We start from the raw sequence: 208 nt of genomic DNA, 5'->3' as shown, positions 1-208 counted from the left end.
CCCTATCCCTACTTCCTCTTATGATTTGTTTTATTTAATTAAAACCCGTATCTTACTGAAATTAAGCAAATTAAAACGTATGCAGAACACTTACTTTTTTACACAAAAAGAGAAGGATAGCAACGAGTTAAAACTTCTTTTAGTAGAATTAATTACGAATATACAACCCACGGACAAAGACCACGGATTCTACGACAGTGCAGATGTG

It is taken from the genome of Empedobacter sp. UBA5528 (assembly GCF_002426075.1).
GTDB lineage: Bacteria > Bacteroidota > Bacteroidia > Flavobacteriales > Weeksellaceae > Empedobacter > Empedobacter falsenii_B.
This window is presented reverse-complemented; position numbering follows the sequence as displayed.